This is a genomic window from Streptomyces sp. NPDC086835 (genome assembly GCF_044745705.1).
Lineage (GTDB): Bacteria > Actinomycetota > Actinomycetes > Streptomycetales > Streptomycetaceae > Streptomyces.
This window is the reverse complement of the sequence record NZ_JBIVAU010000012.1, coordinates 12,582-24,934: the sequence shown is the minus strand read 5'-3', so window position 1 is coordinate 24,934 and position 12,353 is coordinate 12,582. Positions and strand designations below refer to the sequence as shown.

Here is a 12,353-nt window from a genome sequence, read left to right as displayed (position 1 = left end):
GCACACGAGGATCCCGGAAGCGGATCCTTCCCGGAAGGACGCGCGGCGGGACTTCCAGGCGGTGAAGAGGCCGAATTCAGTGGTCCCGGTCACCACGCGGCCCCTTTTCCGGTGTGGTCCGGAGCACTTTCCGACGGCTGTCGTGCGTGGCCTGGCTCACGATTCCGGGCCCCCCGAAGGGGCCCCTCCGTGACAAGGCGCACAGGCGTTTTGGGTGCTACTAGGTGGATTAGTGATCGGAATATCCGTTTTGCCCCCCACTGGGGGTGCGGCCTGTCCGGGACCTTCGGCCCTCCGGCCCGCAGGCCGGGCCGGAGGGGGCCCGTCCTGGGGCCCCGTGGCCAGGACGTGCGGTTAAACCGGTCGGTCCCGGGCATAAGAGGCCCCATTTTCGGGCGGTGTGGTGCGGCTCGGGCGGGCGTCAAGAGCCGTATTTCCGTGGATGCCACTACGACGCAATGTCGTAGTTGGGGGGTTTGAGGCGACTTGGGAGCACGGGTTACCAATGTGGAGCCAGCCCGGTGCGAATGCGTCGGGTCCATTCATGCCCGGAGGTTCTCCCGTATGTCGAAGCGCACCATGATCCACCAGCTCCGCCCGTCCGTGCTCCGTACCCGTGGTGCTGTCGTGGCCGCCGGAATGGGTGCCGTGATGGTCGTCGGAGCCGGTGCGGGTGTCGCCTCCGCCGACGCGGGCAAGGCGGCCAAGCCGGCCGTCGTGGACGCCGCCTCTGCCGTCGCCGCCCAGGCCGACGCCCAGGCGAACGCCGCGAAGGCGAAGGCCGCCAAGAAGACCGCCAAGAAGAAGCCCGCCAAGAAGGCCCCGGCGTGGGTCAAGCCGGTCAACAAGTACACGCTGACCGCGAGCTTCGCGCAGGGTGGTGCCATGTGGTCCGCCAAGCACTCCGGCCAGGACTTCGCTGTGCCGATCGGCACGCCGGTCAAGGCGGCCGGCGCCGGTACCGTCGTCAAGGCGGGCCCGAACGGCGGCGGCGACGGCCCCGCCTACGGCAACGCCATCGTGATCAAGCACAACAACGGCAAGTACTCCCAGTACGCCCACCTGTCGAAGATCAACGTGAACGTGGGCGCGAAGGTGAAGACCGGCCAGAACATCGCCAAGTCCGGCAACACCGGTAACTCGTCCGGCCCGCACCTGCACTTCGAGATCCGCACGACGCCGAACTACGGCTCGGCGCTCAACCCGATGTCGTTCCTGCGCGCCGCCGGCGTCAACCTGTGACGCACGCCTGAGCCTGCTCCGTCGCACAGCGCCGGGTGATCAGAAGGCCCCGCCCGAATCCGGGCGGGGCCTTCGTGCGCCCGGCGTCCGGCAGGGGCTCAGCCGCGGCGCTTCAGCCGGGGCCGCTTCAGCCTCTTCGGCCGCTCCGGCTCCCGGTCCGCTTCCGGTGTCAGCACAGGGAAGCTCCCGGTGTTCGTCGGCGCGTGCTCGGGCAGCCAGAGCACCGCGATCGCCCCACCGGAGGCCCCCAGCGGCGTCGCGCCCTCCGGCGCGGCGTTGCGGAACGTCAGCCTCGCCCCGAGCACCCGGGCCTGACCGGCCGCGATCGTGAGGCCCAGACCGTGCCCCGTACCCGCACGGTCGCTGGCGCCCGTGCGGAACCGGCTCGGTCCCTCCCGCAGCACCGACTCCGGGAAACCGGGACCGTGGTCCCGCACCCGCACCACCCGGCCCTCGACGGTGACCTCGATCGGGCCCTTGCCGTACTTGGCCGCGTTGGTGAGCAGATTGCCCAGGATGCGCTCGAGGCGACGGGGGTCGGTGCTCACCCAGGAGTTGTGCACCACCCGGACCTCCGCCTCGGGATGGAACACGGCGACCCTGCGCCCGACGAACTCGCCCAGCTGGATCTCCTGGAGCTCGGCCCGCTCGGAGGCGCTGTCGAGCCTGGCCACCTCCAGCACGTCCTCCACCAGCGTCCGCATGGCCTGCGCCCGGTCACGTACGAGCTCGGTCGGGCGCCCGGGCGGCAGCAGCTCGGCCGCCGTGAGCAGCCCCGTGACCGGTGTGCGCAGCTCGTGCGCGATGTCCGCGGTCACCCGGCGCTCCGCCTCGATCCGTTCGTTGAGGGCGTCGGTGAGCGCGTCGACGGCCCGCGCCAGATCGTCGGTCTCGTCGCGCACGACGCCGCCGATCGCGTCCCGCACCCGGACCTCGTGGTTGCCCTGGGCGACATGGCCGGCCGCGGCGGCCGCCTTGCGCAGCCGGCGCGAGAGCTGCCCGCCGATCAGGACGCCCAGCGCGGAACCGCCCAGCACGACCGAGACGGAACCGATGATCAGTGCCCGGTCCAGGTCCTGCATGATCTCGGCGCTGCGCCCGGCGAACTCGGTGTGCAGGGAGAGCACGTCACCGCCCGCCAGGGGCACGGCGGCCCAGATCTCGGGCGTCCCGTCGTGGCCCTCGTCGATGTACGAGCCGCGCCGCTTCTCCCGCATCAGCCGCTGGAGCGCGTCCGGCAGCGCGGGGTCGTTGATCTTGCTGTTGAAGCGCGGGTCCTTGTTCTTGGACGACTCGTACCAGCGCTGCGCCAGCAGGACCCGGTCCATCTGGACGTCGCGGGCGTTGTCGAGCATGGAGACCCGGGCGGCGTTGTGCACGACCAGGCTGAGCGCCATGGCGATCAGCGCGCCGACCGCGGCGATCGCGATGCTGATCTTCCAGCGGACGCCGGTGCGCAGGACGAGACGCCTCATGCGGTGGGACTCTCCTCGGCGAAAGGTGCTTCGGCTCTCATACGGCGGGCCTCATGCCTTGAGCTTGTAGCCGAAGCCGCGGACCGTCTCGATCCGGTCCTGGCCGATCTTGGTGCGCAGACGCTGGACATGGACGTCCACGACCCGGGTGTCGCCGCCCCAGCCGTAGTCCCAGACCCGGTCCAGCAGCTTGTCGCGCGAGAGCACCGTGCCGGGGGCGGACGAGAACTCCAGCAGCAGCCGCATCTCGGTCGGCGTCAGCGACACCGGCTCGCCGGCCCTGCGCACCTCCATGCCCTCGGTGTCGACCTCGAGGTCACCGAAGGTCAGCGCGCCGCCCTGCTCCTGCCGTCCCGCGGGGCCGCGGTCGCCCGCCGGGCCGCTCGCATGGCCGAAGCGGCGCAGCACGGCACGGATGCGGGCGACGAGCACAGCGCCGTCGAAGGGCTTGGTGACGTAGTCGTCCGCACCGGCCTCCAGGCCGAGCACCACGTCGATCGAGTCGGCGCGCGCCGAGAGCATGATCACGGGAACGGTCGACTCGTCGCGGATGCGCCGGCACAGGCTCACCCCGTCGAGGCCGGGCACCATCACGTCCAGCAGCGCGATGTCGGGCCGGTCCGCCCGGAACGCCTCGAGGCCCAGCAGCCCGTCGGGCACAGCGGTGACCGCGAAGCCGTCGCGCTCCAGGGCGAGCTGCGTGGCCTCGCGGATGACATCGTCGTCCTCGACGAACAGGACATGGGTCTCGGCCATCCGGCGCTCTCTCAGTTCTCTCAGTTGCGGCTCGGCGCGGGTGCCTCGGAGGCGACCACCTCGCCCTCGCCGACCGCCCTGCTGAATTCGTTGCGCACCCAGAACTCCCGGGTGAACTTGCCCGCCGACCAGCGGTAGGTGCTCACTTCCTCGCCGGACGGCTCCGCCACCGGATCGTCCTTGGCGTACACCTGCTTGGTCACCACCAGATCGCCCCGGTCGACCGCCGCGTAGACCGCGGGCTCCTCGACGGAGAACACGTTCTCGTAGGTCTTTCCGGACTCCCGGTACACATACGTGCCCATGCCGACCGCGTCACCGCAGGTCAGCACGTTGACGATGACGTCGGGCGTGTCGTTTCCGGTGAGTACCGCGTACGAGGTGTCGACGGGGTACGAGTCCTTCGCGCACGGCCGCAGATCCGCCTTGACCCGGGGACTGACCTTCGGGTCTGCCATCAGCAGCTTGACGGCGTCCACCGACTCCGTGAAATGTCCCGCGTCACCGGCGGACGGCACCGGGGCGGCCCTGCTCGCGGCCTCGGAAGGTGCCGCGCCCTCGTCCTCCACACCCGTGCCCCCGGTGGAACAGCCGGCCGCGAACAGCGCCGCGGCGACGAGCCCGGCCGTCGCCGTTCCGCTCGCCGCCATGGCCCTGCTGCTGCCCTTGCGTCTCAGGCCGCGCACCGCTCCCGCTCCCGTCCGTCATGCCGATCGGCACGCCGCGCCTCGTACCGCTCCAGGGTGCGGGCGTCCAGCTCCCGTGCCTCGAGCTCCTGGCGGAGCCGGGCGAGCGCCCGGTGCAGCGTGCTCTTCACCGTACCGGCCGACATTCCGAGCGCGGCGGCGGTCTCCTCGGTGCTCATCTGCTCCCAGTGCCGCAGCACCACGACGCTGCGCTGCTTCGGCGCGAGCACCTTGAGCACGTCCATCAGCAGGGCGCGGTCCGCGCGCTGCTCGCTGCCGTCCTCGACGCTGGCGTCGGGCAGCTGCTCGGTGGGGACCTCCTCGAGCTTGCGGGCCCGCCACCACTCGGTGCGCGTATTGATCATCACGCGGCGAAGGTACGCGTCGGCGAGCGACTTGTCCGCGATTCCGTCCCACCGGCCGTAGGTGCGCACGAGCGCGGTCTGGAGGAGGTCCTGTGCGTCGACCGGGTCGGGGACGAGGCGGCGGGCGCTGCGCAGCAGCGCCTCCTGCCTGGTGCGTACGTACTCCTCGAATGCGAGCACCTCGCCGTGCGCCATTCCAACCGCCTCCGTCCCCGTGACCAAGCTCTGCGTGCTTTGCCGTTCTTGTGTTTCTCCTGCGTCACAAGAAGCTACGGAGGCGTTGTCACGGCACTGTGCGGAGGAGCCGTCGGAGGGCGCACGGCCATCCATCGGTTGTGTAACAGCGAATGTTTCAGAGGTGGGGTGGGTGGGGTAAAGATCTTGGCCCTGCGCCCGCGTCAGGTCAGCGGGAGGCGGTAATGACCGTTCTCCAGCGGCTCGACCAGTCCGTCGGCGACCAGCCCGTCCAGGGCACGGCCCCGCTGCATCGGCTCGTGCCAGACCGCGTCCAGCGCCGACTGGGGCACCGGTGCCACGGCCTCGCGCAGCACCGCGAGCAGCTTGCCGCGGACCTGCCGGTCCGTGCCGGCGTACGTCTGGCCGCGTCGAGCGGGCCCCACGTGCGCCGGCTTGCCGGCCAGCCGCCAGGCACACTGCCGCGCAATCGGGCAGCGCGCGCAGTCCTCGTTCTTGGCGGTGCACACCAGCGCGCCCAGCTCCATCGAGGCCGCCGCCCAGCGGGCCGCGGTCCGCTCATCCTCCGGGAGCAGCATGCGGGCCAGCTTGCGCTCGGCCGCCGTCGTCGCGTTCGGCGGGTACTGAATGCCGGTCGCGGCGCGGGCGAACACCCGCCGGACGTTGGTGTCCAGGACGGCGTGCCGCTGCCCGTACGCGAAGGAGGCCACGGCCGCCGCCGTGTACTCGCCGATCCCCGGCAACGCGAGCAGCTGCGCGTGGTCGGTCGGGACCTCGCCGCCGTGCCGCTCCGTTATCGCCTGCGCGGCACCGTGCAGGCGCAGGGCACGCCTGGGGTAGCCGAGCCGGCCCCAGGCTCGGACGGCTTCACCGGGGGCCTCCTTGGCCAGGTCGGCGGGGCGCGGCCAGCGGGCCAGCCACTGCTCGTACACGGGCAGGACCCGGTTCACCGGGGTCTGCTGCAACATGAACTCGCTCACCATCACGCCCCATGCGCCTGCATCGGGGCGACGCCAGGGCAGGTCACGGGCGTGCTGGTCGAACCAGGCGATGACGGGGGTGTGGAGCGAGGCGGGGTCGACGGCTTCGGGCGTCTGGGTTTCGTGAGTGACAGTCATGGCACACCGATCCTGGCACGTCCGCCGGTGTGCACGCCGCATAGACGGGCTCCGGCAAGCCCACGGGGCGTGTCCGCCGACGGCCGCGGGGATGCGGCGGACGGCGGGTCCCAGGTGTGCCGCCGCGTGCTGCCCGGGCGGGCATGGAGCCGTCGGCCGCGCTCCTTCGCCCCTGGGGAGCAGGGCCGCTCCCCAGAGGCGAAGGAGCCCCCGAAAGTGTCAGGCGCGGGGTTCGTACGCCTGCGGCGTGGGCGCCGGCGCCGGTGCCTGTCCGGGGCCGGCGAACCAGACCACGAGCGGTGTACGGCTCATCCGCATGGTGCCCAGCAGCGCCGCCGCCGCACGGACCAGCACCAGCGTGAACACCGTCGCGACGAGCGCGCCGACGACGAGTCCCACCAGCACGTCATGCGGGTAGTGCACACCGACGAAGACCCGGGAGAACGCCATCAGCAGAGCCATCGGCACCGTGAACAGCGCGATGCGCGGCCACGCCAGGGCCAGGGCGACGGCCGCCGCGCCCGCGATCGCGGCGTGGTTGCTGGGGAACGACCAGTCGCCGGTCGGGGGGCAGGGCACCAGTGCCGCCGCCGCGTCCGCGACCGTGCGGCACGGGCGCTCCTCGTCCACGACCGACTTGAGGGACTCGCTGACGACGTAGCCGGCGGCCGTCGCGAGCGGTGCGAGTACCGCGAGGGCGACGGCCCGGTTGTCGCCGGCCCGCGACCGCCACCAGGCCACGACGAACAGCACCCCGAAGAGCAACAGCCCCGCCTCCGTCCAGAGTTCGGCGAGGTGCTGCACCCAGGAAGGAGTCGTGTGGGCGAAGTCGATGATGTCCCGGTAGAGATCGCGGGTGATGCTGCTGTCCATGGTCAGGGACCGTACCTTCCCGGCGGAGGCGGTCACCCGGGGCCATCGGTCAGGGCCACCCCCGACGAAAGTAACGTCCTTGCGGGGCAGGGCCCGTGATGATGATCGGGAGAGTTCGGAAGTATGGCGGCGGGTACGGCGGGAGTTGGGCCGGATCTCTCGTAGAGTTTGAGCCGTGGGATCTCTGCGCAATCCGATCGGGCCGCTCCCCTCCTCCATCTACTGGCGACGGAGGGCAGTCGCGGCGTCGCTGGTTGCGCTCATCGCCGTACTGATCGTCTGGGTGGTCTCTTCGGTGGGAGAGGGCGGCGGCAGCAGCGACGACAAGGGCGCCGGGGGCACGTCTCCCGCTCCCTCGATCACGCCGGGGCCCGGCCAGTCGGGACCCGCGATCAGCGAACAGCCGGGCGGACGTGACGAATCGGACGCCGGCGCGGACAACGGCGGGAACGGTTCCGGTAGTTCGAGCGGTTCCAGCGGCACCGGTGACTCCTCGGGCGGTGCTTCAGGCGGAGCGACGAACGGCACGACCGGCGGCTCGGCCGACGGCGGCACGGACGGTGGCGGCGCCGGCGGTACGGCCGGCGGGGGCTCGGCCGGCCGCCCCGTACCGGCGGGCTCGACGCTCCCCGACTGCGCCCCGGGATCACTGAAGTTGACGCTGCGCAGTGCGAAGGTCGCCTACGAGCCGGGGGAGAACCCGTCGTTCCGGCTCGTCGTCTCCAACTCCTCCGCGACGACGTGCAAGGCCGACTTCGGCCCGAAGTCGGCCGTGTTCACCGTCACCGACGCCGAGGACGAGTCCGTGTGGTCCACCAAGGACTGCCCGCGCCCGGCCGGGAGCCGGCTGCTCCAGGTCCCGGCGAACTCCACGATCACGCACACCGTGGAGTGGGACCGCAAGCGGAGCGCGCCGCAGTGCGCGACCCCGCCGGCGGGCGCCGTGGGCCCGGGCACCTACCTGGTGGAGGCGACGTTCCCTGGCGCGACGGTGCTGCCGGCCTCGTTCCGTCTCGACAAGGTCTGAGTCCAGGGCTTCCCCCGGGGTAAAGCCGGGCACGACGGCGCCCGGGGGCGCACCGCCGTCCCGGCCTGATCCGGGCGGAAGGACCTAGACGTACCGCTCGAGGATCGAGGACTCCGCGAGCCGCGACAGGCCCTCCCGCACGCTGCGGGCCCGCGCCTCGCCGACGCCGTCCACCGCCTGGAGATCGTCCACGCTCGCCGCGAGCAGCTTCTGGAGCCCGCCGAAGTGCTCGACGAGCCGCTCGATGATCGCGCCCGGCAGCCGCGGCACCTTCGCCAGCAGCCGGTAACCGCGCGGCGAGACCGCCGAGTCGAGGGTCTCCGGCGAACCGCTGTAACCGAGTGCCCTGGCCACGGTGGGCAGTTCGAGCAGCTCGCCGTGGCTGAGCGCGTCCAGCTCCGCGAGTGCCTCCTCCACGGTGCGCGAGCGCTTCGCGGTCGGCTCCGGTACGTAGTCACGCACGACCAGTTCACGCTCCGGCTCGACACCCGCGATCAACTCGTCGAGCTGCAGGGCCAGCAGACGGCCGTCGGTGCCCAGCTCGACCACGTACTCCGCGATCTCCGTCGCGATCCGGCGCACCATCTCCAGACGCTGCGCGACGGCGGTGACGTCGCGGACGGTGACCAGGTCCTCGATCTCGAGGGCCGAGAGTGTGCCCGCGACCTCGTCGAGGCGGAGCTTGTAGCGCTCGAGGGTGGCCAGTGCCTGGTTGGCGCGGGACAGGATGGCCGCCGACTCCTCGAGGACCCGGCGCTCCCCGTCCACGTACAGCGCGATCAGGCGCATCGACTGCGACACGGACACGACCGGGAAGCCGCACTGACGTGAGACCCGGTCCGCGGTGCGGTGCCGGGTGCCCGTCTCCTCCGTGGGGATCGAGGCGTCGGGGACCAGCTGCACACCGGCCCGGTGGATCTTGGAGATGTCCTTGTCGAGGATGAGCGCGCCGTCCAGCTTGCACAGCTCGCGCAACCTGGTGGCGGTGAATTCCACGTCCAGCACGAAACCGCCGGTGCACATCGACTCGACGGTCTTGTCCATGCCGAGAACGATCAGGCCTCCGGTGTTGCCCCGGAGGATGCGCTCCAGTCCGTCGCGCAGGGCGGTGCCCGGTGCGACGGCGCTCAGGGCGGCGCGGATCAGCGCTTCGTTGCCGGAGCCTCCGCCGGACTTTCCGGGTGCTGATGCCCCGTCCTTGGCTGCCACTGCACTCCTCCGGCTCGTACGGGTGGGCGAGACCAGGGCAAAGTCTACCGGCGAGCTTCCGCCTCCCGTGGGGCCTCCGCCCGCTCTCTGCGCGAGCCGCCGCCGGAGGACCCCTGACGGCCTTTCGGCAGCACCCTCAGGGCGTCACCCATGTCGGCGACTTCGGTGACCTTCATACCGGCCGGGATCTTTCCCGGATCGGAGGGGACCAGGGCGTGCGTGAAGCCCAGACGGTGGGCCTCCGCCAGTCTGCGCTGGACGCCCGTGACCCTCCTCACCTCGCCGGCGAGGCCGACCTCGCCGATCGCGACCAGGTTCTTCGGCAAGGGCACGTCGCTCGCCGCCGAGGCCAGGGCGAGCGCGATCGCCAGGTCCGCGGCCGGCTCCGAGAGCTTCACCCCGCCGACCGTGGCGCTGTAGATGTCGCGCTTGCCGAGGGCGGTGATGCGGCCGCGCTGCTCGAGCACGGCCAGCATCATCGACACGCGGGAGGTCTCCAGACCGGACGTGGTGCGCCGGGGGGAGGGGATCTGGGAGTCGACGGTGAGGGCCTGCACCTCGGCGACCAGGGGGCGGCGGCCCTCCAGGGTCACCGTCAGGCAGGTGCCGGGGACCGGCTCGGCGCGGCGGGTCAGGAACAGTCCGGACGGGTCGGCGAGACCGGTGATGCCCTCGTCGTGCAGTTCGAAGCAGCCGACCTCGTCGGTCGCTCCGTACCGGTTCTTCACGCCTCTGACCAGACGCAGCCGGGCGTGCCGGTCGCCTTCGAAGGAGAGCACCACGTCCACCAGGTGCTCGAGCAGCCGGGGACCGGCGATGGCGCCGTCCTTGGTGACGTGGCCGACGAGCAGCGTCGACATGCCGCGCTCCTTGGAGGCGCGGATGAGCGCGCCCGCGACCTCCCTGACCTGAGCCATGCCGCCGGGGGCCCCGTCGATCTCGGGGGACGCCACGGTCTGCACCGAGTCCAGGACCAGCAGGGAGGGCTTGACCGCGTCCAGGTGGCCGAGCACGGCCGACAGGTCGGTCTCCGCGGCGAGGTAGAGGTGGTCGTGCAGCGCCTTGATCCGGTCGGCGCGCAGCCGCACCTGGCTCGCGGACTCCTCTCCGGTCACGTAGAGAGTGCGGTGCTCGTCGCTCGCCGCCTTCGCCGCGACGTCGAGCAGCAGCGTCGACTTGCCGACGCCGGGCTCGCCCGCGAGGAGCACGACGGCGCCAGGGACCAGGCCTCCGCCGAGCACCCGGTCGAGCTCGTCGACGCCGGTGGAGCGGGCGGTCGCCTGCCGGCCGTCGACCTGGCCGATGGGCAGGGCGGCGGTGGACACACGGCCGGCGGCGGTGGTGCGGACGGCGGGTGCGCCGTACTCCTCGACCGTGCCCCACGCCTGGCATTCGGGGCAGCGGCCGAGCCACTTGACGGTCGTCCAGCCGCAGTCGGTGCAGCGGTAGGACGGCCGGTCCTTCGCGGATTTCGTACGGGCAGCCATGCGCAAACCGTAACCGGGACCACCGACAGCGCAGCGACTCGACCGAAAGGGGGATGGCATTCGGCCCCGATTTCACTATCGCTGTCCCCCTTCGAGCGAACTGTTCACCCGTAGGGGTTAAAAGTGCTCAAGGGGTGCGTTGGGGTCGCCGTCCTGCCCCTACGGTCACCGAGTGACGAGCAGCAGGCTGGAATCCCCTACCCACACCACCGGCGCACACCGGGCGCACCGACGCGCCCCCCGTACGTCCCCCGGGCGGCCGCCCGCACGTTACGAGCCGTACCTGGACGGCCTGTTCACCTACTGCCTGTCCGTGCTCTGCGATCACGACGCGGCCACGGCGGTCCTCGGTGACGTACTCGCCATCGCCGAACGCCAGCAGGGGCGCTGCCCCGGCGACACGGCCGAGCGAAAGGCCTGGTTGTACGCGCTCGCACGGTGGGCCTGCCTGCGCCGGCTGACCGAGCAGCGGCGCAGGCGCCAGGGCGCGCACACCGGGCGGCCGGCGCCCCCCGCCGCGGAGGAGCGCGCGGCCGGGGCGAGCCCCGGGACCGCGGAGCGTCATCGCGCCGAACTCGCCCTGCTGGCATGGCCGGAGGCCGCCGGCACCACCCCCGAGCAGCGCGAGGCGCTCGAACTCGCCGTCCGGCACGGGCTCGACGCCGGCCAGGTCGCCTCCGTCCTCGGGACGGAGCCCGCGGCCACGCGCGACCTCCTCGCGGCCGCCGCCTGCGAGGTCGAGCGGACCCGCGCCGCGCTCGCCGTCGTCGAGAAGGGCAACTGCCCCGCGGTCGGCCGGCTCACCGGCGACAACCGCGTGCTGCTCTCCGCGGCGCTGCGCCAGGAACTCGTCCGGCACGTCGACGACTGTCCGCGCTGCCGGCGCGCCGCCGAGCGCGCCGGGGCGGGAGGGCCCTGGCCGGGCTCCGCCGTCACCCCTGCCAGGCTGCCGCTGGTCGAGGCACCGAGGGCGGCCGCCTACATGGCGATGCTGCACGTGCCGAGGGCGCGGGCGGGAGGGCCCCGGTTCGGCCCCCGAGGCTTCCCGCTGGACCCGAAGGACCACGCGGCCCGGCGGGACCGGCTGCGCGCGCGGGCGGTGACGACGACGGTCGTGGCCACCGTCGTGGCCGCTCCGGTGCTCGCCCTGTGGGCGGCGTACCGAGGGGCGCCGCTGACGGGGGAGGCCCGCGGTCCCGTGGCCAGCGCGGACGAGCGGGCGGGCGCCGGCGGCTCGGCCGCCGACCCGTACGACCACTACGAGAACGCGGGCAACGCGAGCACCACGCCGGACCCGAGGTTCACGGCGAACCGCCGCTCGCCCGACGTCTCCGTCGAGGTCGTCAGCGCGGAAAGGATCACGCCGCCGTCCGCCCCGGGCCGGGTGGGGCCCGGCCGGATCACCGTCGAGGCGGAGCCGGCCGGTGACCGCACGCGCATCACGCTCACGGCGTCCGGCGGATCGCCGGTCCACTGGTCGGCGTGGACGGGTGCGTCCTGGCTCTACCTGAGCCGGTCGTCCGGCACGCTGGACCCCGGCGAAACGATCACCCTGTATGTGATCGTCGACCGTTCGCGGGAGCCGGCCGGGCCGTGGCGGGCACGGGTGGGGGTCGATCCGTCCGGGGCGGTCGTCTTCATCCGCGGGCACGGTGACGCGACGAGGCCACCGTCGTCGCCGGCCCCGGACCCGACCCCGCCGTCGAGCCCACCCCCCTCGTCGCCGGACCCGACGCCGCCGTCGAGTCCGCCGCCCTCCGACCCGCCGTCGTCGCCCGCTCCGGACCCGACCCCGTCGGACCCGCCGACGGGTCCGCCCACGGAGCCGGCGACACCTCCGCCGGCGAACTGACGGCCAACGGGCGCAGCCCCGACCGGAACGCGGCCGCCCGCCCCTGTGCCCCTACGGGCGGGCGGCCG

Annotated in this window: 11 protein-coding genes; 3 read left to right on the top strand and 8 right to left on the bottom strand. The window is 72.5% G+C overall.

Features of this window, described 5'->3' with window-relative positions; genetic code table 11:
* The first annotated feature begins 564 nt into the window (after positions 1–564).
* Positions 565–1,242 (top strand): M23 family metallopeptidase, encoded by a 678-nt coding sequence (locus ACIPJI_RS31200; protein ID WP_307707648.1) that lies wholly within the window; start codon positions 565–567, stop codon positions 1,240–1,242.
* 98 nt (positions 1,243–1,340) lie between these two features.
* Here the strand turns inward: ACIPJI_RS31200 and cseC are convergent, their stop codons facing one another.
* The 6 genes from cseC to ACIPJI_RS31170 all read right to left on the bottom strand — a co-directional run bounded on the left by cseC (position 1,341) and on the right by ACIPJI_RS31170 (position 6,710).
* Positions 1,341–2,717, bottom strand: coding sequence for a two-component system sensor histidine kinase CseC (gene cseC / locus ACIPJI_RS31195; RefSeq protein WP_356620683.1), 1,377 nt, complete (start codon positions 2,715–2,717; stop codon positions 1,341–1,343).
* A 51-nt stretch (positions 2,718–2,768) separates the two neighbouring features.
* A complete protein-coding gene (cseB, locus tag ACIPJI_RS31190; protein WP_307707650.1) occupies positions 2,769–3,473 on the bottom strand; it encodes a two-component system response regulator CseB in 705 nt (234 codons plus the stop codon).
* 20 nt (positions 3,474–3,493) lie between these two features.
* A complete protein-coding gene (locus ACIPJI_RS31185; protein WP_373465317.1) occupies positions 3,494–4,159 on the bottom strand; it encodes a hypothetical protein in 666 nt (221 codons plus the stop codon).
* On the bottom strand, positions 4,147–4,719 hold the full coding sequence (locus ACIPJI_RS31180) for a SigE family RNA polymerase sigma factor (protein WP_307707651.1): 573 nt from the start codon (positions 4,717–4,719) through the stop codon (positions 4,147–4,149). Before ACIPJI_RS31180 ends, ACIPJI_RS31185 begins: the two co-directional genes overlap by 13 nt.
* Positions 4,720–4,922: 203 nt before the next feature.
* Entirely contained in the window at positions 4,923–5,837 is a 915-nt protein-coding gene (locus tag ACIPJI_RS31175; RefSeq protein ID WP_356620682.1) for an A/G-specific adenine glycosylase, read from the bottom strand.
* A gap of 219 nt (positions 5,838–6,056) precedes the next feature.
* Complete coding sequence (locus tag ACIPJI_RS31170) at positions 6,057–6,710, bottom strand: phosphatase PAP2 family protein (RefSeq protein ID WP_307707653.1); 654 nt, start codon at positions 6,708–6,710, stop codon at positions 6,057–6,059.
* 175 nt (positions 6,711–6,885) lie between these two features.
* Here ACIPJI_RS31170 and ACIPJI_RS31165 point away from each other — a divergent pair, with 175 nt between their 5' ends.
* Positions 6,886–7,737: a hypothetical protein gene (locus ACIPJI_RS31165; RefSeq protein ID WP_402250138.1), complete on the top strand. Its 852-nt coding sequence runs from the start codon at positions 6,886–6,888 to the stop codon at positions 7,735–7,737.
* 84 nt (positions 7,738–7,821) lie between these two features.
* On the opposite strand, the gene disA is transcribed toward ACIPJI_RS31165, so the two are convergent.
* Positions 7,822–8,946, bottom strand: coding sequence for a DNA integrity scanning diadenylate cyclase DisA (disA, locus tag ACIPJI_RS31160; protein ID WP_005314096.1), 1,125 nt, complete (start codon positions 8,944–8,946; stop codon positions 7,822–7,824).
* 44 nt (positions 8,947–8,990) lie between these two features.
* Positions 8,991–10,433, bottom strand: a complete 1,443-nt coding sequence (gene radA, locus ACIPJI_RS31155) for a DNA repair protein RadA (RefSeq protein ID WP_307707655.1) — start codon at positions 10,431–10,433, stop codon at positions 8,991–8,993.
* 172 nt (positions 10,434–10,605) lie between these two features.
* On the opposite strand from radA, the gene ACIPJI_RS31150 reads away from it, so the two are divergent.
* Positions 10,606–12,285, top strand: a complete 1,680-nt coding sequence (locus tag ACIPJI_RS31150; RefSeq protein ID WP_402250135.1) for a hypothetical protein — start codon at positions 10,606–10,608, stop codon at positions 12,283–12,285.
* Positions 12,286–12,353: the final 68 nt, after the last annotated feature.